The organism is Mycoplasmopsis citelli (genome assembly GCF_900660645.1).
Taxonomy (GTDB): domain Bacteria; phylum Bacillota_I; class Bacilli_A; order Mycoplasmatales; family Metamycoplasmataceae; genus Mycoplasmopsis; species Mycoplasmopsis citelli.
In genome coordinates this window covers 820,938-843,548 of record NZ_LR215036.1, presented here as the reverse complement: position 1 = coordinate 843,548, position 22,611 = coordinate 820,938, and the positions used below count along the sequence as shown (strand labels likewise).

Below are 22,611 nucleotides of genomic sequence, written 5' to 3'. Positions count from 1 at the left end.
GCTTTGAAAAAATGCTTCAGGTTTTCCATTAGCTGTAATCGAAATTACTCTTTCTAAAACTGTCGCTTTTAATTCATTAACATAACCTGCATAACCTTGATTTTCTGTTGATGCAGTTACTGCTGGTAAATTAAATTCTTTATTTGGTTTTTTTAATAGATTTGATACTTTTAATTTTATTTTTTTGGTTTTTAATTTTTTAAATAAATCCTCTATTTTATATTCCTCTCACTGGATAGTTTTTAACTGATTTTCCAGTGAGGTATTTACTTTTTTAGATTTTCATCCTCTAAGTTTTTACTTTTAATTAAATTTGAAACTTCTCATGCAAGAAAATCAGCAACAGTATTTTTAAAATCATTTAAAACAGGTATTTTTATTATAGGTTTAGATTGATTTCAATCAGCTCCATTTTTCGGATTAATATAACCTTCAAAATATTGGTCTTCATTAAAAATTTTAAGTTTTTTCCTTCCAAAATGAACAAGATCAACAACTTCTTGATATCTTTGCTTTGCATGATCTGAATCTACTAAATTAATTTTTATTTTTTTGCGACTTGTTCGAGTATATCCATCATAACTAAAATCAATAAACTTAACAAGATTATCTTTGTGGTGTGGTTCACCAACTTTAAAAACATAAATATAAGTTTGCACACTTGATTTTCCAATAAAAATATCAATAGGCATTTTAATACTTGCTAATAAGGTGTGTTTTTCCAATATTGATTGATTATGTGATTTAGCTTTTCCGGTTCCAGCTGATGCTTGAATAATAATTGAAGCATATCCTTTATCCATTAAATTTAATGCTTTTTGCACAAAAATCATTCCATTTCCAGATGCTGAATAAGGCGGATTTAAAATAAAAGCAGTAGCAGGAAATTTTTGATTTTCTTTTCCAAATTCATAATTTCCTTCAAATTCAAGTAGCGAATCTTTATTTAAAATATTAGAGCTCCCATCTCCCATTAAGATCATATTAATAACAGCAAGCATATAAATTTTTTCTAAACGCTCAACTCCTAAGAGTTGTTCTGCATTAATACTAATGATTTTTTGTGTTAATTCTTCTGGAGATTTAATTTTTCTTTTAGCATCTTCAATCATCTCATTTCGAGCGGCTACTAAAAGACCTCCTGAACCGGTGGCAAAATTTCAAACATAACTATCTTTATTAACTTTTGCAAGTTTTGCTAAAAGAGTTGCTACATATGAAGGTGTTAAAACTACATCGTTCTCTTCGTCTTCGCTAAAACGAAGTCACTTATACATTTCATTAAACAATTTCCCAGTAAAATCTGTTGTAAGACCTGTTTTATAGTAAAAGCCTAAATCATCAACAATTTTGATAAAAATTCTTTTAAGTTGACTTTCACCATTAACTGACTTATTAATTCTTTCGGATTTAAGTGTATTTTCTAAGGTTCTTATAATAAGTTCTTTTTTAGTGTTTGGAATTTTTTTCTTATCAAAAAAGTTAGAAATTTTTCGAATAAGAATATCTCCGTCTCTTTCTCCTGTTTCTTCTGAAGAATTTAAATCATTTTTAGAAAGAGAAGTTACTCCTTCTTCTGGAATACCTAAAGTAGCGATAATTGTGGCCGCAACTAAATAAATACGATCTTCTGGAGAAAGGCCCGTTTCATTTTGATAAATATCATTATTAAGCTTAATTAAGCTGGCATCAATAGCTTTTTCACGTTTTCTTTGCAATGCTTTGAGTTCTTCTTCGGTTAAAGATAGTAATTTAACTTTATCAATAAAATCATCAAAGTGTTCTTTTTTAAGAAATGATAAGTCGCTATATTCTCCAACTTTTTGACCTATTCCAAAGTTTTCTTTAGAAACATAATAAACACCGATTAGATGTTTTGGATTATTAAAACTATCAAGATATCCTGTTACACCAATGGCAATTACATCGGTGTAACTAGTAAGGTGAAGCAAAGCATTTGCATAATGAACCGCTCCATTAACAGCATAATCTCTAATGTTTTCAAATATTGGTTCATTGTTTTTGTTTCAGTTATTCACTTCGCCTTTGGAATTTAATTTTTCAAGTTTATTTTTATATCCTTTATATTCAATTAAAATAGGATAATATTTTCCGCTTTTACTTTTAAGTAGTAATTTAGCATCAGGACGATTTCCTCCTGATCCTCCGTTTTTAGATTCGTAATCTTTTAACGCATTATCAATTTCGAAGTTTAAACTTTGTTGTTCTATTTTAACATCTAATCCATAACTTCTTAACACTAAATTAAATGCATCTCTAATAAGAGGTTCTATAGATTGTGTCTTTTGCTGGTGTCTTTTGCCACTTTTTTCTCCTTAAAATATTTGTTTTAAATTAAATTTTTATTATGAAAAAGTATATTAATAAAATTATACATTTAATAAATAAAGCAAAATAATTAAAAAATAAAAAAATCAACTAGGTCAGAAAATTATAAATCATGTACTAGTTGATTAAGTTTAGATTTTTGATGTCCAAATTTTATGGTTTACATTATATTTTATTCAATTTCTTGAACAGAAATTATTGGTCTTGATGATGAAATTAATTTAGAAATTGTTATGTGTGGATAAATGTCTGAATTTGAGTATGTTGATCTTTGTATATTTTTATCTAAAACAGATGAAGAAGCAATAACATTGGTAAATTCAATTTTATTACTTGAACCAGCAATTAATTTTGTGATAACAAATTCTGTGGTATATAGTTTTTTACCAGGATATTTTCACTTAGTTTCTTCTGAATATAACTCTGTATAAAAAGTTGTATTATTTTCAAGTTTTTTTCTATCAATTTGAATATCTTTGAATTTAAGCTTTTCAGAATCGTTAGTTTCTTTATCGTCAATGTAATAAATTCTGAATTTGTACACATCTTTTTGTGATTTTTTAGTCAATAAATTGAGTTTATTAGTAACAGAAACTTGTTGTGGGGTTATTCCAGGATTTAAAAGAGTGAAATATTCTCCATATTTGTCTTTGTCTGATTTACTTGTGTACCCTGTTTTGATTTGTTGATCGGTTGTAGATAAATTGGTGAAATATGGATCAAACATAAAACCTCTAGTTGCATTTTGATAAACATTTGAATTTAAAATAACGTTTCTGTATTTTGTATAATTAGCCAGAGCTTCTGATAGTTTATCTTTGTTTTGGTTAATTAAATTATTTTGATTTTGAATTTCTCTGCTTTTTTGTCGAAGTTCTTCTTGGGTTGAAGATAAAATTTGATTTTGATTTTCTAATTGATTTATTTTTGATTTTAATTGTTTTTCTAAATCTTTAACTCGATCTGTTAAATGTCCAATTATTCTTACTTTACCTTGAATTTCAAAATTCGCAAGATCTAAATTATGTTGAAGTTGTTTATTTCTATCAGAAATAGTTTTGGATAATTTGTCAGATTTTTTAAACAACTGATTTTGAAGATTAATACTTTGTTTTGATAAATTGATGATTCTAGTTGTATATTCGCTAATAAAATTAATTTGTTGTTCTAGATTATTTCTAGGAATATTCAATTCTGTTAATTGAAGAACTGAATCAAGTTCTGATGTATTAATTTGATATTGTTTAGCTTTATCTCTAATAGTGGTAGCTTTTGATTTTATTTCATTATACTCTTGTAATACTTTATTAATATTTGTAGCTTGTTTTCCTTCTAAAAAGTTTATAGTTGCTTGAAGTTCGTTTTTTGAATTTCTCAAACTTGTAATTAAACCTGTTAATCCTATACTTTTAGCTTCATAATCTTTTTGTAAAGTATCGCCATAAGCACTGTTAAGATTTGTCGAAAGATTAATTAAAGATTTTATTTTTTCTTGAATTTGCTCTAAGGTATCAGTTTCTTCAATATTTAAAATCTGTTTATCAAGTTGAGTTCTTAAAGCTTGTAAATCAACATTGCTTTCTACTTTAGTAGTTAAAGTATTTGCTTTAACTTTAAGATTATCATGTATTTCTTTAACGAAATTAAAAGTATCTATGGCCTTTTCTTTGTTAGAAAAAATTTCATTATTTAAAGTTTGTAAATGACTTCGAGTAATTGCTAAGTTATTTTGACTCTCAGATAATTGAATTTGAATTAATGATAAAGCACTTTGAGTATCTTCAAGTTCTCTTTGTTTTGATGATAATTGAGATTGAGTACTTTGTAATTGTTCTTTAGTTGTATTTAACTCATCTAAAATATTTTGATACTGAGATTTCAAAGGATTAAATACGGTAATTTTATATTCATTAATAACTTCTTGAGCTGTTCTAAGTGCTTGGTTAATAATTGGTGTGAAAGTTTGATTATAATTTTCGATATTATATTTACTTTTAAGATCTTTTAATTTATCGATTTGATCTTTAAGATTATTTACTAAACTTTCAGCATTTGAATCATCTGAGTTTCTAATAGTATCTTCAATTCCGCTTAAAACGGTAATTTGATTTTCAAGTACTGAATTTAAATTATTCATTAAATCTTCTTCTAAGGTAGTTTTTTGAGCATTTAAAGAATCTATTTGGACTTGAAGGTTTTGATTTTGAGTTTCTAAATTAGTAATTTGTTTAGCTTGATTTACAATTTGTGTTCCTTTTTCTTGATTTCATTTTTTATATAAAGGAATAATAGCACTTCTAACTAAATCGTATTCTTTAACAATTTTTTCGAAATTTTTTTGTACTATATTTAAATTATAGCTTTCAACATCTGAATAATCATTGTTTTCTTTAGCTTCATCTAACGATTCATTCATTTGATCTAGCAATTCACTAAAAAGAATTTCTTTTTTGGCTATAAATTTTATTGTTTCTTGAATTTGGGTTTTAATTTTTTCAGATTGAACCGCATCAGTTTCTGCAAAATCAAAATCATTAAAATCTTGTAAACTATTTTTAAATTGTGCAATTAATTTTAAATAAAATATTAATTGACTAATAAGCTTTTCGGCTAATTCTTTGATTTTCTCATCTCTTTTAGCAATTTGATTATTTAAATCATCAACTTCTTGTTTATGCTTGCTAATTTGTCCGATAATTAAATTAATACTACTATTTAATTGATTCAGAAAAATATTTTGAGCTTTTTGAATATTTTTAAAAGCTTTAATTGTACTATCTTTGTCATGAAAAGTAATATCTTTTAATGAATTAAATAAAGTTTTTCCTTTATTAAGTGAATCAGTAACTCCTTGACGAATTTCTTGGTTTAAATTATTGTTTTTCTCTAAAAGATTTTTGAGTGTTTTATTTAAAGTAGAAACTTTTTTAACTAAATTAGCTTTTCAATTTTGAAGTGGTTTTTCTAATTCTTTATATCTAATTTCAGATTCAGAAATTTTTTGTAGATTTACTTCACTTAAAGAAGCATCTAAATTTTCGCTAGATAAGTCGCTTTCTTGTAAGTTTTGAACTAAAAATTGTAAATTGTTGCTTTGTGATTGTAATGTTTGAACTTTTAATTTGTCTTCTTTATTTGCAAGATTATATTTTTGAAATTTTAAATTAAGTGCATTTAATTGATTATTTAAAAAACTAATTTGATTTTGGTTAATAGTTTTAGCAGTTCCAAAGCCTATTCCGAAACCCAAAATAGTTCCTATAAGAGAAAATCCTCCAAGAGATAATAATAAGTGTTTTTTAATTGATGATTTCATTTTTGGTCCTTGTATAATTTTTAATAATATTTCCAGTTTTATATTAATTTTTAAGTTCTCTGATATTCAAACTGGAAAAATAAACAGAAACATTTGTTTACTTAATTTTTATATTTTAATTTAATAAAAAATGAACCCCTTATTTTGAATTTTTACTATTCAATTTTCAAGGTTCATTTCATATTTAAACTACTACTTTTACTTGTTTGAATTTACGATTTAAGACAATATCATTGGTTAAAAATCCATATTTTAAGCGTGATTTAATTAAAATAATCATTTCGAAAAAGCTAAGGAACATCGCAAGTCACGCGACAACATAATTAACTCGATCACTAATAGTAGATTGATTAACGTTAAAAAGTCTTCCATCTGGTCCGGGAATTTGAACCGTTACAGTAATTGTAAGTTGAGCTGGTTGTAAAGCGATAATAAAGAAAATCATTACAAATGCTAGCAAGATTAATCAAACAGAAACTTTAATGATTTTATTTCCATTAAAGCGATTTGAAAAAAGTCCAACTAAAGTAACAATTGCTAAAATAATACCAAGCGAAAGAGATGTAATAGCTATTGATACTAGTGATAAAAAGATTGTTTTAAGTTGAATTGATGTTGAACGTAATTCAATAATTGAATTCGTTTCAGCTTCGTTTTTACCAGCAAGTACACTTTTTAAGTGGTCTTTTAATCATTCTTTTTCAAAAATAATTCTTGCAAAGAAGTTATTAATTAAAACAACTAGTAAAATAACTGCAATTATTCCAAATAAAAGAGCAACTAACACTAAAATTTTTCGTTGAGCATAGCTTTTAAAGTAATTCATTAGTTAATTCTTTTCTGAGTTGCTTTATCAAAAATATGCACTCTTGAATGGTCAAATTTTAAAGCAATATTTTGATAAAGTTCATACTGTTCGTTATTTGAAGCAGTGATAATAAACTCTAAGTTTTCATTAATTTTAGCTAAAACAAGTTGGTCTTTTCCAATTAATTCAATGTTAAAGACAACAGCTTCAGTATCGCTTAGCTCACTGGTTTCTAAGATTTTGATATCTTCACTTCTAAATCCAACCACTAGTTGTTGGTTTTCGGTAAGTAACTGTGCAGTTTGAGATTCTACATTAATACTTAAACTTTGATCTAAAGAATGTAATTTTCCATTTTTATACACCGCATCAAAAGTGTTCATTGTTGGAGAACCGATAAATTTAGCAACAAATAAGTTAGCCGGTTTAAAGTAAAGTTCTCTTCCAGTTCCACTTTGTTGAATTGAACCGTCATTAAAGACTACAATTTGATCTCCCATAGTCATTGCTTCAAGTTGATCGTGAGTAACATAAATACTGGTAGTTTTGAGCATACGGTGAATTGCGACAATTTCCCGTCTCATGCTTTCACGAAGTTTAGCATCTAAGTTTGAAAGTGGTTCATCCATTAAAAACACTAGTGGTTTACGTGAAATCGCCCTTCCTATAGCTACCCGTTGTCTTTGACCACCAGAAAGATCTCTTGGTTTACGGTATAAATAATCTTCAATTTTTAAAATTTTAGCTACATCTTTAACCCGACGGTCGATAATATCTTTACGTTCTTTGGCAATTCTTAATCCAAAGGAAATATTATTATACACGTTCATATGTGGATAAAGAGCATATGATTGAAATACCATCGCAATGTTTCTTTCATTTGGAAGTAAGTTATTGTAACGTTTATTGTTAAAAAGTAAATCCCCAGAAGTAATTGAGTTTAACCCTGCAATCATTCTTAATAAAGTGGTTTTCCCACACCCACTAGGCCCTAAGAAAATACAAAATGATCCTGGTTTAATTTCTAAATTAATATCTTTAAGAGTATATTTTTCGTTTCCCTCATATTTTTTAGATAAATTTACCAACTTAATATGTGCCCCATTATTTATGTTGGTAATTTCTCCCAGTTGAGTGATCATTTTATCTAGATCAATTTCTTCAAAGTTATGTTCTTCGTTGAAAGTTTCGACATTATTGTTTTTATTAAAAAGTTTTTTTATCATAATTATCCTTTAACAGCTCCTTCTGAAAGTCCTCCAACAATAAATCTTTGTAAGTACATAAATAATGCAAAAGCAGGAATTGAAGCAAGCAGCGAACCAGCTAAATATGCTCCATAGTTAATTTGTTTGGGTTCAGTTTCAATAAATGTAAGCAGTCCAATTGCAAGCGTTTTAGTTTCATTTTCAAATAGCACAAACCGTGGTAGAATAACATCAGTAAATGGAATTAAAAAAGATCATAATGCTACCATAATTAGTGAAGGTCGAATTACTGGAAGTAAAATTTTAAAGAACAATCCTCAGTTATTACATCCATCCACTTTTCCTGAATCATCAAGTTCTTGCGAAACAGTATCAAGATAACTTTTGAGCATAAAAGTATTTGAAGATATTGCTCCTCCAGTATAAATAACAATGAGCATATACACAGGGTTAACCCCTACAGAAGTTCCCATTTTAACAATGATAAACAAAGTAATAAGCGATGAAGTGGCTGGAATCATTTGCAATAGCATAATTACGGCAAGTGAATATTTTGAACCAGCAAATTTAAATCTTGAATATGCATAAGCATTAAGAGCTACTCCAGAGGTAGCAAAGATCATTGTTAGCGTAGCAATAACTAAGGTATTTTTATATCAAGTTCCAAATAAACTACGAGAATCGGTAAATAAATAAGTAAAGTTATCAAACCCAAATTTAAATGGAAGAATGGAAATAATCCGAGGGTTATTAACATTAAATGAAGCGGTGATTAGCGAAAATACTGGAAATAAGATAATAATAGCTCAAAAAATCAAAATTAAGTAGTTAATAAATAATCATACAATTTCCATTGGTGTTGGTGCTTTAGTATCAGATTCATTAAAATTAATTCTCTTTAAAGCCTTCTTTTTTGGAGAGGTTTTAATGGTGCTGTAAATAGGTTTAAAAAATTTGCTTTCAGTCATTTTTTAATCTCTCCTTGTAATAGTTTTGATAAACCCTCTTGCTGAAATTGAAATAGTCATAAGTGCAGCAAGAGTAGTAAGAGCAGCAGCAAAAGCTTGATCTGATTCAATTGAAACTGCTCCTTGAGCAATTTTAAATACTCAAGAAATAATAATATCTGTGGTTCCTTCTCTAAATACAGTCGCATCTAAATACTGAGGTCCTCCACCAGTGAATAAGCTAATAGTAGTAAAGTTGTTAAAAGCTCCAACAAATTGTCCAATAAGCATTGGCGCAATCATCATAATAAGCTGTGGAATGGTTAAAAATCAAAACAAGTGCCGTCCTTTAGCTCCATCTATTGAGCCAGCTTCATAAATATCTTTTGGAATAGATTGTAAATTACCCGTTACAAGCATGAAAATTCACGCATATGAAATTCAAGTTTGTACTAAAATTACTAAAATTCGCACCCTTAAAACATTATCAAAAAGTCAGTTAATTGGTTTTTGAATAAGTCCAAGTTTTAATAAAATAAAGTTGAAATATCCTGTATCTCCTCCAACAAAAGAGTTTTTAAAGAAAGTAACAGTAATAAAGACTGGAATAGCTCAAGGAATAATGTAAATTAATCTGAAGATTTTTTTCCCTTTTAAGCGATTGTTGTTAACTAAAATTGCTATTGTAATTCCCAAAATAATTGGAAGCAAGGTTGAAAAAACACTTCATACTAAGGTTCAGGAAATAACTCTATAAAGCGAAGTAATAAGACGGTTTTCCCTAAAGATTCATCATAATCCTCATTGTTTTAGTCCAACTCATGAAACTTTTTGAGTAACAGGATCATGTAAAAATCCAAAGTCAGTAAAGGAAATTAAAATTGAAGTAACAACTGGAGTAGCAACTACAAAAATCATTAAAACTCAACCAAAAAGTGAAATCATTCATGGGAATCCGCTAGTATTTAATCATCTTTTAGTTGAAGATCATTTACTTGGTCTAAGTCCATGTTGAAGGGCTATGGCTACACGGCGAGCTCCAATAGCTGAAATGCTAAAATATGTCAGCGTAAATACAAGTAAAATAATTGAAACTACACCACCAAAAAGGTAATAACGAGCATCAGGTAAAATTCCTGCATCTACATTCCTAATATCAGCTCCTAGTTCAATTAATCCGAGTACTCCTCCGATTTTATCTCAGTATGCTCCAAAAGAAAATGGAACAAATCCTGCATAAAATAAAATTGAAAAAGCTAACATTATTGCCCCTTTAGCATATTGCTTAAATCAAATTAATTCAGGGCTTCCTGGTAAAATAAATCCTAAAATTGTAGCTCAAATGCTAATGTTTTTAATGCATTCAGTTGGAATTGATTTTTGAGCTTCGTTAATTTTACTTTCAAAGATCTTTTGATCGATTTTCATTTCAGCTTTACGTCTAAAATATAAAGTTCAAAGAGTATTTTTAATTCTTGAAACTTCATTATTTAATTTAATGTCATTAACTGATTCTTTATAATTAATCTTAGCTTCAATTTTTAGGTTTTTATAAGCTTGTTTTGATATAGCTTTAGAAGATAATTTTGCTTTAATATCTTTTAAAGCATTTTTATAATTATTCTTAGCTACTTTAATTGCTTCTTTTAGTTTTTGTTTTTGTGCAACTACTAAGTTATTAGCTTTCATTATTTCTTTAGTAGCAGTAGCTTGACATTCTTCTAAAAGAAACTCTAATCGGGTTTGGTTTAAATCCACTGATAAGGTTTTATGTGCATTACCAGCTTCTATGTCAAAATAACCATTGTAAGTATGTGATTTTAACAATTCACCTTTTTTAACTAAAAACTGTCCTTTGTAAAAATGTTTGATAATCTTTTTGGTATATCATAAATTAACATGGCCTTTAACTTTTTTAGAAATAACTTCAAAAGTGATTTTTTGTTCTTTATTAAAGGCTTCTGAATTTAAGGAAAGGTTTTCAATAGTTAAATTAGGAAGTTCTAAAATTGTTTTAGTTAAATAAAGAATATCTTTTTCATTAGAATCTTTTACTAGTGAATTAATTTTTGTGAGTTGATTTTGATATTCTGATTTTAAAGTATCAATTTTTTGCTGTGCTAATTTTTTAGCATTTTCAACTGATAAAATATTATTTTTTTCTTGGTTTTTGATTTGGTTTTTATGATCATTTATTGATTTGTAAAAAATTTCTTTTTTAAGTAGGATTTTCTCTTTATTTTCAGCATATTTTTGATTATATTCATATTCGGCTTGTAAAATTCTTTGTTTATAATCAAGTTTAATATTTTGTCTTTGGACTTTATATTCATGTTTTAAAACTTCATATTTATCCTGAAATTCTTGATAGTACTGTTCTTTTTTCTCTTGCAAGTAATTTAGTTTTTCCTGAAGTGCTTCAACAAAATTTTTGATAAGCAAATCTTTATCACTTGATTTTAATGAGATAAAAGTATTTTTGTGTTGATAAGATAATGCTTGTTTAAATAATTTATATTCCTGAAAAAGTTTTTCTTCTTCAAGTTTTGTGTCTTCTTTTAATTTAATTAATAATTGTTCTTTAACTTCTAAAGTATCATCAGTATCCTTTAAAGATTTTTGGAAATCTTTAACATATGCACTCAATTCTTTTTTTCGTGCTTTGATTTTATTAATTTCAAAGTTAACAAAGTCTTCAAAAGAATTAGTAAAATTTAAGTTTTTGTATTGTTCTTTTAAAACTTTTATTTTATTAACATACGCAACTTTATGACTTGATAATTCACGCTTTAAGTTTGCTTCAAGTTTTGACCTAGCTCTTAAAAATAAGTCTTTTTCAACTTTTTCTTGAAATTTTAGTGAGCTAAGCATTCTTTGAATTTTAACTTTAGCAATATGTTTATAAGCTTTAAGTGTTTTTCCGCTCTCAGGGATAATGGGATCAAACTCTTTGCTATACCAATTATATAATTTCAGTTGTTCCAAGCTTACCTCCTTTGTTTTTTAATATTTTGAATAAGTTCATATCGATAAACTTTTCGTTTAATAAATAATTTAATAGTGTAATAAATCATGTAAAGACTAATAATTGATGCGAAAATTGAAGATAAACTTCCAAAGACTTTTTGTAAAGTATTTAGTTTATTAAAATCACTCCAAAAAGGTAAAAATGCCATAGCGATAAATACAATAGTTCAAAGAATAAAAAAGATATAGCCTGCTTTGATTTTATATCTTAAAAAATAAGCATAAACACAAAAGAAGACTATAACTAAGGAATTTGCAATATAAGACAATAACTTAGTGACTTTAATATTTTCCAGCTCTTGAGTTGATGTGGTGGTAATTAAATTATTATCTACAAATGTTGATAATAATCAAAACATTAATGAAATAGTAATAATTGTGCAAAGAGCTAACAAAATATAAAAATCTCTTTTTTCTAAATGTAAATTTAATTTATTTTTTGCCTGTTGTTTGATCAAAGTTAATTGATGTTGAGCTAGTTGTTGCTTTGTTAATTGTATCGCTTGCAGCAGTAAATCTTTCGTTTAGTTTCTCTAAAATTTTATTTTCAAATCAGTTTAAATCCTTTGTACCACTTTCTTGAGCAATGTTTTGTAAAAATAATACATTACCAAAGGTTTGACCATTTCAATTATCTCAAACATTTTTTTCAAATTGTGGGTTTGAATGATCGATTCTGTTTGATTGGAAAACAATTTGTCCCTGTCCACCTTCCTTAATAGGAGTTTTTGATTCAACAACTTGAAGTAATTTATCAAAACTTAATGTTTTTTCAAAATTTGCAACTTCGCTTGATGCTTCTTCTAAAGTAGTTCCTTTTGGTGTTAGAAAGATTTTTTCTTGTTCTTTAACTTTCTTAGTAACGAAGTCATATCATAAAGCTTGGTTTACGTAATTATTTAAATATAATTTAACTGCTTTTTTAATTATTTGATCATCTGCAGGAGTAACTGCAACTTCTTTTATAAATTGAAGTGCTTTATCTTCAACTTCCTTGTATAAATTATCAAGAGAGTTGTTTTTTAAAGAATCTAAAACCTTGTTAACAAGTTTTACCTTATCGTCGTTATTATCTCCGTTAGCTCCAAAGATTTGTTTTTCAACTTTTCTAAGGTGTCATGCTTTATCATCTTTTAATTCTTTGTATTTCTCATTATCAAAAGCTTCTGGTTTAACAATTCCATCATTAATTAATCAAGATTTTTCCTGAAATTGAAATTCTTTTAATGTTTTGCTAAACATTGATGCTAAAGCATTTCTAAGTCCTGTTTCATCTTTAAGAGTTTTAACAAAGTTATCTGTATCTTCTTTTTGGACTAATGGAAGGTTTTTGATGATATCTTTTTGGCCTAAAACATCAAATTTAAGAAGATTAACATCATTTAGAGGTTCTTGAACATTTTTATTTACTTCTCACTCGTAAAATGGTGTATTATCTCTGCTTTTTTCTAAACTAAGAATTGGTTGTAATTCTTTGAGTAATTCTTTGTGAGAAGCATATCCTAATCTTTTAATAAATTCTTTGTAGTGTACATTAGTGTCCTCTAAATTTTGAATAATTTTATTTCTAATTGCTTCACGAGCACCAACAGTAAATTGAACTTTAGAATCAGATTTAAAATATTCAAAGTTAGGGTCTGGAGATACAGCTAATTTAATAATTTGTGAAATAGCTTTTTTTCTTTCTTCTGGAACTCCTGCATTTCTTTGGTTAACCAAAAAACTTCATGCTCCTAGTGCTTGACGATAATGATGACCATCAACAGTTTGGCCAATATTAAAGAAACTTTTAGCTCCACCACTATTTTCGGAATTTTGAAGATCTCAGGTTCCGATGATTGCATAATCTATTTGACCTTTTTTCATTAGTTCAAAAATTTTATTTTGAACTTGATTCATGTCTGAAGTCAATACAGCTTTAAGATCATCTTGCGAAATACCTTTTTTAGCTCAAGGAGTTTCTGAAAATTTATTTGGATCTAATAAATAAGCGGCTTCATATACAGGGAAATAAAGTCTTGTTGCAATTTTAACACCTTCTTTAAAATACTCATAGTATTTGTTTTTTTCGACATTTTGGAAACCAGAAACTGTTCCTCCATCAACACTATAAAGTATTCTGCTCATTAAATCTTCATTTACTCTTTTAAATTCTGGATTTGATTGTTCAATTTCGTTAAAATATCCCCCTAAAATTCCATTCCCATATCAAAAATCTTGTAAACGAATGATTGCTTTACCAGCTTTAACAAGTTCTTCTAAACTGTCAGTATTAGGATCATTAAGTTCTTTCAAGGCTTCTTCTTTATTTTTATTTGAAGCTAAAATAATTCCTTCAAGATTATGTCTAATTCCGAAAAGTTTTTTTAAAACTTTAATATTTTGCCCTGTTCCAACAAATCCGCTTACACTTCCAAAATCAATCATATCTTTTTTTTCTGCTTCAGTTGCATGAATTATTTTAGCAACCTCATCTAAAAGTGTTGGATCAAATTTTTCAAGATCAACTACTTGATTTGAGTTTACAAATGTAGTAACTCTATCATGAGGGGCATAGAAAATATCCGGAACTGATGGATCGGTAATTCCTACTTGAGGATCAAGAGCCCCAAAGACATCTTTATCGATAGTTTTAATTCGATACCCAGCTTTATAACTATCGGTATTTTTAAATAATTCAATTAGTTTATTGTAGAAAGTTTTTTGTTTTCCATCAACAGCGATAATAATTTCTTTTTTAGAATCAACTACTTCTGGATTTCCTGGTGCAACTTGCCCTGTTCCTGCTTCTGGTGTTGAACACGCAACAAGTGTAGCAACACTTCCAAAAGCACCCATTAATAAACTCGATTTAAATAATAATTTCTTTTTAAACATTCATTCTCCATTTCTTCTTTACTCAAATACAATCTCGTTTTTGTTGTATCCTCAAATTGCAAAAATAATCGATAAAGGAAGTAAAAATAAAAGACTTGAGATAATACACAAAATATTAATTACTTTTGCTGTTTCGGTTTTTGAATAAATATAAGCTAAATGCATTAACATAAATATGATAATTAATCACGAAAAAAATGTTGCAATGATCACTAATGTAGCACTATAGGTTTTTAAAGAATTTAAAAACCCTTCTAAATTTTTTTTATTCGAAAGGTCGAAATTGTATTTGGATAAAGAATTTAGTAGTAATAATAGGCTTACAAAAATCATAAAATTAGCAAAAACAATAAAAAGATATTCGATAATTTTAGGTGCATATTTTCGTTCTAAAGGTCGTTTTCCTAAAAATAAAAATCTCATTTTTGTTTTAAAAGGAACCTTATATACTTTTGCTCTATATTTATGATTTTTCATAAACTATTTAAATTATAAAATTATCAAGATAGGATTGGAAAAATTTCCACATTTTTCCATAAAATTTTGATTTAAGATATGACTAGTCAAGTTTTTAGGTTAAAATTATTAGTTTAGGAGTATTAGGAAAATTTATATTTTTTAAGTAAAAAATAAAAAGCATCTTAAAAAATAAGATGCTTTTTGGCTTTCTATTTATCAAAATTAATGGTTGTTGAACTTCCGCTTTGACTATTAATTCCCTTAGTTGATTCTTTTCATCTGTTTGAAACTTGCTCCATAATTTTGTTTTTGAATCAGTTAAGATCTTTTGTACCACTTTCTTGAGCAATACTTTGTAAAAATGTCACATTTCCAAAAGTTTGTTGATTTCAATTTTCTCAAATATGATTAATTAAAATTGGATTTGAGTGATCAATACGATTTGCTTGGAAAATAATTTGTCCTTGCCCTCCATCTTTAATAGGTTTTTTTGCTTCAAGGACTTCAAGAAGTTTATCAAAACTTAAAGTTTTTAAAAATTGATTAACTTCATTTTTAATTTGCTCAAATTTTGCCCCTTTTGGAAGATTTTTTTCTTTTTCTTTAACTTGATCTTTGATAAATATTTCTCATAAGGCTTGATTTACATAGTTATTAAAATATAAGCTTGCAGCATTTTTAATTACTTCTTCGCTTGCAGGACTTGATGCTACTTCTTTTATAAATTTAATTGCTTTATCTTGCACTTCTTTTTGTAAAGTTTCAAGAGTATTGTTTTTTAGTGATTCAGAAATTTTATTAACAAGTTTTTTGGTCTCATCGCTACTATCTCCATTAGCTCCAAAAATTTCTTTTTCGATTTTTCGAATATGTCAACCTTCTTTGTCTTGTAATTCTTTATATTTATCATAAACTTCAGATTTAACAATTCCATCTTTAATTAGTCAATCTTGTTTTTTAAATTGAAAATCAGTTAATGATTTACCAAACATTGCAGCTAAAGCATTTCTAAGCCCAGTTTCATCTTTGAGGGTTTTATTAAAGTTTTGTATGTCTTTACTTGCAACTTCAGGCAGATTATTAAGAGTGCTATTTTGAGTTCAATCATCAGACTTAATAATGTTTTTGTCATCAAGAGGTTTTTCTTTATTGGTACCAGTTTCATATTGATAAAATGGTGTTTTGTTTTTGTTATTATCTAAATCAACAATTGGTTGAATGACTTTAAGTAATTCTTCGTGTGATTTATATCCTAAACCTTCATAAAATTCTTTGTAATGCTTAGAAGTTTCAGCAGCTTCTTCGATAAGTTTTTCTTTAATTTTATTTTGAGAAGCGACAGTAAATTCTACTTTAGAATCTTCTTTAAAATATTCATAATTAGCTTCTGGAGAAAAAATAAGTTTTAAGACTTGAGAAATGGCTTTCTTTTTCTCTTGAGAAGCACCGACATTTCTAAGATTAATTAAATAACTTCACGCACCTAGTGCTTGGCGATACTGATGTCCATCAACAGTATTAATAACATTAAAAAAAGCTTTTGCATCTCCAGCAGTTTGGGCTACTTGTAAATCGCCTGTAAAAATAATTCCATAATCAATTTTACCTTGTTTCATTAGTTCAAAAATCTTGTTTTGAACTTGATCTACATTACTAATTAATACTGATTTAAGATCAGCTTGTGAAACACCATTTTTAGCTCAAGGAGTATCTTTAAATTCACTTGGAGTTAGAATATATGCAGCTTGATAAACTGGTCAATAAAGACGAGAAGCAATATCAACACCTTGTTTAAAGTATTTATAATATTCATTTTCTGCCTTATTTTCAAATCCTGAAAGAACTACCGCATTTTTTGGATAAAGAATTTGTCCCATTAAATCGATATTTTTATTTTTAAGTTCAGGATCTTTTTGTTGCAACTCAGCAAAAAGACCACCTAAAATTCCATTCCCATACCAAAAGTCTTGTAAACGAATGATTGCTTTACCGGCTTTAACAAGTTCTTCTAAACTGTCAGTATTAGGATTATTTAGTTCTTTTAATGCTTCATCATGAGTTTTTGTAGTAGCTAAAATAATTCCTTCAACATTGTGTCTAATTCCAAAAAGTTTTTTGACAAAATTTGTTTTGCCATTTTCAGTAGCAGTTCCTGAAACAGTACCAAATTCTAAAAGGTTTTGTTTTTCTGTAGCGTTTGTTTGCATAATTTCAGAAATTTCATCTACAAGTCTAGGATCAAATTTATCAAGTTCAATAACAGCTTTTTTAAATGCTAATTGAGTTACCCGATCTTGAGGAGCATAAAAAATATCCGGAACTGAATTATCGGTAATTCCCACTTCAGTGTTAAATGCATCCCAAACTGATTTGCTAATAGTTTTAATTCTATACCCTGCTTTGTAGCTATCAGTATTTTTAAATAATTCGATAACTTTATCATAAAAGGTTTTTTGTTTTCCATCTACTGCTATAATAATTTCTTTTTTAGAGTCAGTTGTTTGCCCACCTGCAGAACTTGTGCAAGCTACAAGTGATGCAATACTTGAAAAAGTTCCAATTAAGAAAGTTGATTTTAATAATGATTTCTTTTTGAACATATGTCCTCCATTTATTTTGTTTCTATATTTTAATTATAGAAATATCAAAAAGTAAATGAGAAATTTTTTCCACATTTTTCTATATTTTTCTAAAAAATGATGCCTAGTCAAGTTATTAATAAGTAAATTTTCATTTAATAAAAATAGAATAGTGAAAAAATTACTATTCTATTTTTCAGTTAATTAACTTTTTTAATTTTAATTACAGCTAAACCGCCAATTCCTTTAAGCTCAACATTTTTAGTTGTTACATCAATTTTTGCGTTTTTTTGAATTAGAACTTTTTCGATATTAAAGTTATCTTTTAGTTTAAATGATGAGTTTATTTTTCCTCAATCAAAAACATAAAGCAAATAATCTCCTTTAGAATTAGTTCTTAAAGACATATTGCTCACAAATTTAAGACCCTTTAAAGTTCCATCTTCAATTACATCACTAGGATTAGCAACAGTATTTGGATCTTGCGAAGGGACAAAATCATAATCATTTCTAATTTTATTTAGCTTTGAAACTAGTGAATATGTAGAATTTGGATCCATAATGGCGTCCTCAATTTTTTGTTCATTTTTAGATAAATTTAAATAAATTCGAGTATCTTTTTCCCCCGAACGGAGTTCGTAAAAATCAACTTGTTTGTCTTTGTTTTTTCAAGGAAAAGCTTCTCTAACTAAATTATCACCTTTGCCTTTTGGACCACCATGCATATTTAATTCCATTCCATCATATAAAATTGGACTTCCTGAGCGTGATAATAAACTAGTTAATCCATAATCTAATAATGATTTATCAAGCTCATTTAATGGTTCATCGGTATAAATATTTTTACCATTAGCAATATTACCTAAACGAACTGAATTGATTCATCTTTCAACATCGTGATTGTCCAAAAATGGCATTCAAGTTGAATTATTTTCTTGGATTTTTTTAAGTAATGATTTTTCTTCATCAAACTTAATACCAACATCAATCTGGTGTTTTCAATGTGAACCATCAATTACGCTATCAAGGCCATTAAATTTTTTATTTGTGTAAATTAGTGATTCTGTAGGCGATTTTCATCACTCTCCAAACATTATTGGGGTAGTGCTTGAACGTGGTTGCTTATCTTCATATGCTTTTTCACTAGCTTTTCTTAAACTTGCAAAAATATCATTAATTTTGGTATTTCCATTACTTTTATCTTTATATGGATTTTTACTATCAAAGAAGTGATAAAAAGCATCATATCTAAATCCATCTACTCCTAATTTTGACCAATATTGTTGAATTGCATCAAGTTCTTTTTTAACTTCGGGATTATTTAAATTTAAATCTGGCATTCCAGCTCAAAATTCAGCTACATATTTTTTATTGGTTGCTTTTTTATCTTTTAAATTTTTAAAAATACCTCGAATTCAATCATTATCTATCCCTAAACCAGGTGTATTTTGATCCACATTTTCTGGTAAAAAGTAATAATATCCTTGATATTTAGGGTCTCCTTGGAGTGCTTTTTGAAACCAAGGATGCTCATAAGAGGTATGATTAAATACTGAATCTAAAATAACTTTTATTCCTTTTTTATGAGCTTCAACTAAAAATTCTTCAAAAGCTTCTTTACCCCCAAGTTCAGGGGCTACATCTAAATAATCAATTACATCATATCCATGATATGAGCTTGCTGGATGAATTGGAGATAAATATAAAGTATTAATTCCTAAATTAACAAAATAATTTAAATTTTCTTTTAAGCCAATAAAATCTCCAATTCCATCATCATTCCCATCAGCAAATGAATAAACGGTTAATTGATATACTGTATTAGATTTATTTTCTTGTTTAAAAGGAGCAATAAATTTTGCATTATTAGCATCTTCGATATAAGATAAATGCTGCCCATAATTTCGTGCGTATTTTTCTTCTCCTCATTTGCTCTTGGTGCTATCATCTGTAAAATTGACACAAGCAGCACTTGAAATTGTTAAAAGAGGAGTGATTAAAAATAACCATTTTAATTTTTTCAGTTTCATATTTTAATTTTACTAAAAACCCTATTTTAAAAGATTTTTGAACTTTAAAAAAAGATATTTTGTGGAACGTTTCCACATTTATTGGATTTTTAGTAGTAAAAAACAAAGACTAAAAATAGTCTTTGTTGGGTATTTAAAATTAGCTATTAGCATTAATTAAATCTGAAATTTTCTTAGCAGCAATTGCTCCATCTGAAGCAGCGGTGACAATTTGACGAATTTCTTTTGAACGAATATCTCCAGCTGCAAAAATTCCTTTAACTGATGTTTGCATTTCTTCGTCAGTTTTAATAAATCCTCGTTCATCAAAAATATCTAAGTCCTTAGCAAAATCAGCAACTGGTAAAAGACCAATATAAGGGAAAAATGAACTTACTTGCAATTCAACAACTGAACCATCTTCAGTTTTAACAACTGCAGCTTCAAGTTTATTTTCTCCTTTAAGTGAAAGAATTTGTGATTTGTAAAATACTTTAAGATTTGGTAATTTTAACATTTCATCAACAAGTTTTTTTTCTGCGTTAAAGTAATCATCTTTAACCACCAAATAAACTTGCGAAGCAATTTTTGAAAGGTATGTCGATTCTTCAACTGCTGAGTTTCCTCCACCTAAAACAATTGAAGGAAGACCTTTATAAAGTGGTCCATCGCAAATCGCACAAAAACTAACTCCACGATCAATTAATTTCTCACAATTTTCAATAAAAGTAGGAACACGATTTTTCATTCCTGAAGCAATTAATACAGTTTTTGAACGGTAGCTTTTTCCTTTGACAGTAAGTACTTCTTTGTCTAAATCACCATGCGAGATAATTTGTTTAACATCTCCGTAGATATACTCAGCTCCATATTGCTTTGCATGTTCAAAAAACGAAGTTGCAAGTTTTCATCCTTCAGTTAATTCAGTTCCAATTCAATTTTCGATTTTACTGGTTGCTGAAAGTTTTCCACCAGGAGCGCTTTTTTCAATAAAAGCTACTTTTAAATTTGCTCTTGAAGCATATAAAGCTGCATTAAGTCCTGCAGGTCCACTTCCGATAATAATTAAATCGTATTTAATATCTGTTGTCATAATAATGTCCTTAAATTTTGTTAGCAACTAATCTTTCTTTAATAAATGAATATACAGCTTTTGGAGATGTTTTTGCAACATAAAGTTGATACTTTAACTCATCTTTGTAAGTGTATACATATCTATATTTAACTTTGGTCACAACATATTCAACCTTAGAAATAAATTGAAAGTAAATAATTCAAAATGCACCAAAAACAATGAAAATAAGTGCAACATTTGAATAAAGAGCAAAAGCTTCTTGCCGAAGTGGTTCCATGCTATAACGCACAAGTCCATATCAAAGGAAATACATTCCCGCGTGAGTTCCTGGTTTAAATAATCCAAAGAAGTTGAATATTCAAACAATGACTAAATAAGCAAATAAGTTCGCAAGTCCTTCATATAAGAATAATGGATAACGATAAGCTCCATTTAATCCAAGTGCATCTGAGTATCGATCTTTAATAAACATATTACTTGAAATAACACTTCCTCAAGCTTTAACTGCTGAACCATCTCAATCAATTTTTCCATACACCTCATGGTTGGTGAAATTTCCTCATCTTCCAACAAATTGTCCAATTAAAATGGTTGGAATAATGATACTTAAAATTTTACGAAAATCAACAACATCACGTTTAAACCATCCATAAATTAAACCGCTTGCAGCTCCTAAGATAACTCCTCCTTGGATGGATAATCCTCCATCCCAAGCAGCATATCAATGGGAGTTTTTAAATGGTTCACTATCATAAATAAGTGCTTCGAAAACATATCCTAAACGAGCACCAAAAATTGAAAGTGGAACAATAATGATAATAAAGGTTAGTAAAATATCAATTTTATAACCTTCGCGCAATCAAAAGTACAATACCGTTAAAATTGAAGCAATAATACCAATCATTAGTAAAATTGAATACGCACGTATTGGAAAAGAACCAAGATTAAATAAAATTTGTGGATCACCTTCTTTGAATGGTACAAGTGGTGTATTAATTGAATCATTCATCTTCAAGTCTCCTTTTTTCAATTTTTTCAATAGCATTTAATCCATCGTGTCTAGCTAAATAAGCACTTACAGCAGCTTCAATTAAAGAAGACACACTTCCCCCTTCTTTTGTGGGAATTTGGATTTTTTTAATTGAACGCCCCATAATTGGATATTTTAAAAAATCTAATCCTAAGCGATCAAGTTTATTTTGTTCTTCTTTTTTAACGAGCTCAACAACTAAATGAATAGGTGTTGAAGAAGCAACCGATTTAACTCCATAAGTGTATTTAATGTCAATTAGTCCCACTCCACGAATTTCTAAAAAATCCTTAGTGATATGAGGAGAAGTACCAACAAAACGATTTCCTAAATCTTTAATTAAAACAGCATCATCAGAAATAAAAATGTGGCCTTTTTGGATTAATTCAAGGGCTGCTTCACTTTTCCCACTTCCACTTGGTCCTACAATTAAAACACCTGTTCCACCAATCATCATCAAGCATCCATGCACTTGAACAATTTTAGCAAAATGATTGTTTAAATAAGTTCCAATGCTAGTGGTTAAATATGAACTGGATAAATAATCACTGTGGACTATTGGAATTTTATATTTTGAACCAATTTCTTTAATTAAATTAACGTTTTCTTGCGAAACTCCTTTAGATAAGATCACTAAAGGAGGTTGAAATGAAAAAACATGATTTAAAGCTCTTTTGGTTCGTTCAAGACCAACTAATTCAAATCATTTACTTTCGCTTGTTCCTCAAGCAATAATATTAAATTGCAAGCGAACGCTTCCAATTTCTTCAGCAAGTTCAAGTCCTGCACGTTTGATTGCTGGAGAAAGAATTTCTAAATTATTCAATTGCACTTCTTTATTAATGACATTAAGCTCAAAAAAAGTAATAATATCATTGGCATACATTTTTTTTGGCATTTTTAAAAATCCTTATTTATTTGAATGTA

General features: G+C 28.0%; 14 protein-coding genes. All 14 read right to left on the bottom strand.

The window, feature by feature from the left end:
- Positions 1–266: 266 nt before the first annotated feature.
- The 14 genes from EXC58_RS03125 to hprK all read right to left on the bottom strand — a co-directional run bounded on the left by EXC58_RS03125 (position 267) and on the right by hprK (position 22,582).
- On the bottom strand, positions 267–2,261 hold the full coding sequence (locus EXC58_RS03125; protein ID WP_223211625.1) for an HsdM family class I SAM-dependent methyltransferase: 1,995 nt from the start codon (positions 2,259–2,261) through the stop codon (positions 267–269).
- Positions 2,262–2,521: 260 nt separating this feature from the next.
- Positions 2,522–5,665: a coiled-coil domain-containing protein gene (locus EXC58_RS03120; protein WP_129725584.1), complete on the bottom strand. Its 3,144-nt coding sequence runs from the start codon at positions 5,663–5,665 to the stop codon at positions 2,522–2,524.
- A 184-nt stretch (positions 5,666–5,849) separates the two neighbouring features.
- Positions 5,850–6,491 carry a hypothetical protein gene (locus tag EXC58_RS03115; RefSeq protein WP_129725583.1) on the bottom strand — a complete coding sequence of 214 codons (642 nt, stop codon included), beginning with the start codon at positions 6,489–6,491 and terminating at the stop codon, positions 5,850–5,852.
- Positions 6,491–7,699: an ABC transporter ATP-binding protein gene (locus tag EXC58_RS03110; protein ID WP_129725582.1), complete on the bottom strand. Its 1,209-nt coding sequence runs from the start codon at positions 7,697–7,699 to the stop codon at positions 6,491–6,493. The genes EXC58_RS03115 and EXC58_RS03110 overlap by 1 nt, the downstream gene beginning before the upstream one ends.
- Before the next feature lie 2 nt (positions 7,700–7,701).
- Positions 7,702–8,649, bottom strand: coding sequence for a sugar ABC transporter permease (locus tag EXC58_RS03105; protein WP_129725581.1), 948 nt, complete (start codon positions 8,647–8,649; stop codon positions 7,702–7,704).
- 3 nt (positions 8,650–8,652) lie between these two features.
- Positions 8,653–11,613: an ABC transporter permease subunit gene (locus EXC58_RS03100; protein WP_129725580.1), complete on the bottom strand. Its 2,961-nt coding sequence runs from the start codon at positions 11,611–11,613 to the stop codon at positions 8,653–8,655.
- 2 nt (positions 11,614–11,615) lie between these two features.
- Complete coding sequence (locus EXC58_RS03095) at positions 11,616–12,014, bottom strand: hypothetical protein (protein WP_129725579.1); 399 nt, start codon at positions 12,012–12,014, stop codon at positions 11,616–11,618.
- 73 nt (positions 12,015–12,087) lie between these two features.
- A complete protein-coding gene (locus EXC58_RS03090) occupies positions 12,088–14,532 on the bottom strand; it encodes a hypothetical protein (protein WP_129725578.1) in 2,445 nt (814 codons plus the stop codon).
- 18 nt (positions 14,533–14,550) lie between these two features.
- Positions 14,551–14,955 (bottom strand): hypothetical protein, encoded by a 405-nt coding sequence (locus EXC58_RS03085; protein ID WP_165177545.1) that lies wholly within the window; start codon positions 14,953–14,955, stop codon positions 14,551–14,553.
- A 245-nt stretch (positions 14,956–15,200) separates the two neighbouring features.
- Positions 15,201–17,591, bottom strand: a complete 2,391-nt coding sequence (locus EXC58_RS03080) for a hypothetical protein (protein WP_129725576.1) — start codon at positions 17,589–17,591, stop codon at positions 15,201–15,203.
- A 179-nt stretch (positions 17,592–17,770) separates the two neighbouring features.
- Positions 17,771–19,600, bottom strand: coding sequence for an alpha-amylase family glycosyl hydrolase (locus EXC58_RS03075; RefSeq protein WP_129725575.1), 1,830 nt, complete (start codon positions 19,598–19,600; stop codon positions 17,771–17,773).
- Between the two features lie 139 nt (positions 19,601–19,739).
- Positions 19,740–20,672 (bottom strand): NAD(P)/FAD-dependent oxidoreductase, encoded by a 933-nt coding sequence (locus EXC58_RS03070; RefSeq protein ID WP_129725574.1) that lies wholly within the window; start codon positions 20,670–20,672, stop codon positions 19,740–19,742.
- 10 nt (positions 20,673–20,682) lie between these two features.
- A complete protein-coding gene (lgt, locus tag EXC58_RS03065) occupies positions 20,683–21,663 on the bottom strand; it encodes a prolipoprotein diacylglyceryl transferase (protein WP_129725573.1) in 981 nt (326 codons plus the stop codon).
- Complete coding sequence (gene hprK, locus EXC58_RS03060; RefSeq protein WP_223211624.1) at positions 21,647–22,582, bottom strand: HPr(Ser) kinase/phosphatase; 936 nt, start codon at positions 22,580–22,582, stop codon at positions 21,647–21,649. The genes lgt and hprK overlap by 17 nt, the downstream gene beginning before the upstream one ends.
- Positions 22,583–22,611 lie beyond the last annotated feature (29 nt).